At 38.6% G+C, this 1641-nt stretch carries 2 protein-coding genes; both read right to left on the reverse strand.

The features are described from left to right. Window positions 1–470, reverse strand: a 470-nt coding sequence (locus BAZSYMA_RS06080) for a hypothetical protein (protein ID WP_090716712.1), incomplete at its 3' end; no start/stop codon positions are given. Window positions 471–649: 179 nt separating this feature from the next. Further along, window positions 650–1537 carry an acetylglutamate kinase gene (gene argB / locus BAZSYMA_RS06085; protein ID WP_090716715.1) on the reverse strand — a complete coding sequence of 296 codons (888 nt, stop codon included), beginning with the start codon at window positions 1535–1537 and terminating at the stop codon, window positions 650–652. Window positions 1538–1641 lie beyond the last annotated feature (104 nt).

Raw genomic sequence — 1641 nt, forward strand, 5'->3', positions numbered from 1 at the left:
TTATCCATTGCTTTAATAATGGACAGTGCTTTAGCGATGGTTATTTTAGCGGCATCATCTAGCTCTGTATTCTTGTATATCTTGTCTAATAAGCCTTCTGTCACCAGTGCCTCTTTTACCCAACGTTTGACCATTCTATAATTAGTTGCAACTTTTGCCTCTTCACCTGTTTTTGGGTTTTTCATAACCACAGTGCGTAGCTCAATTTTTGGCGCAGCTAGTTTGTTAATCTTAGTCTGAGTCACTTCGGCTGGTGGCTCTACATTTATTTCAGTCGAATTTTCTGCCAGTGTTGACTTAGCTTTATCTTCAGTTACCGGTGATTTTTGTGCTGCTGGAGGCTGTTTAAAGGCAACGGCTCCTGGGTTAGCAGCTTTTTTGCTTGGTGCTGCATTGTCTTTATCATCAACAACAGCGTAAACCACGTAGGCAACATAGATGACTGTTAAAATAAAAAAAACCTCTGACATGATGTCACTCCCCTTGTCGTTATAATTATTATTTTTAGTTATTACCTTGGTTAATAACTGATTGTTTTAGTGAGTATAGGGTAAAGTCACGAAATACACCAGAAAAGCTGATGTATTAAGTTTCTGTTATTTAATGAATCTTTGGATTTTAGTAATAGGCCAAAACTGTAATTGCAAAATTAACTAATCAATAAGGTACCTACCCCTTGATCGGTAAATAACTCAAGTAATACCGCATGTTCGACACGGCCATCAATAATATGTACGTTCTTAACGCCACCTTTTAGCGCATTAGTACCACAGCATGTTTTGGGAATCATGCCGCCAGATATTGTGCCATCAGTTATTAAATTATCAATATCTTTAGCGGTTAGCCCGGTGAGTAGATTACCTTGCTTATCTAAGATACCCGGTATATTAGTTAATAAAATAAGCTTTTCAGCTTTTAATACTTCCGCAACTTTTCCAGCGACTAAGTCTGCATTAATATTGTATGAATGGCCATCTTCACCGACACCAATAGGTGCAATAACAGGAATGAAATTACTTCGGCTGAGCATCTCTACAACTGCGGGATCAATACTGCTGACTTCACCCACATGGCCAATATCGATAATTTCAGAGGCTTGAGTTTCAGCATTAATACGCGTCATTTCTATTTTTCGCGCACGAATGAAATCACCATCTTTACCGGTTAAGCCAACTGCTTTACCGCCTGCCATATTAATTAGGTTCACAATGTCTTTGTTAACTTGACCTCCGAGTACCATTTCAACTACGTCCATGGTTTCGGAGTCAGTGACACGCATACCATTAATAAATTCGGTTTGAATATTTAAGCGTTCAAGTAAATGACCAATTTGCGGGCCACCACCATGGACCACGACAGGGTTAATGCCTACTAATTTCATCAACACGATATCGCGCGCAAAACAGGTTTTTAGATTTTCATCAATCATGGCATTACCGCCATATTTAATGATGACGGTTTTGCCTTTGAATTTTTGAATATAAGGGAGGGATTCTATGAGTACGTGGGCAATACCCTTGGCGGTTTTATCTTGCATAAAGCTCTTAATTAAAAAGGTAGGGTTAATTGAGGGTTGATTTCTAGTAAAAGCTTACGGAATTGCTCCTGAATTCTATTTAAAGCTTCTTTTGTATCACCTTC

This window comes from Bathymodiolus azoricus thioautotrophic gill symbiont (assembly GCF_001298715.1).
In the GTDB taxonomy this organism is placed as follows: domain Bacteria; phylum Pseudomonadota; class Gammaproteobacteria; order PS1; family Pseudothioglobaceae; genus Thiodubiliella.

Bases quoted from the DNA above. Each gene is read 5' to 3' on its own strand.
- argB (WP_090716715.1), bottom strand. From the start codon at position 1,537: ATGCAAGATAAAACCGCCAAGGGTATTGCCCACGTACTCATAGAATCC.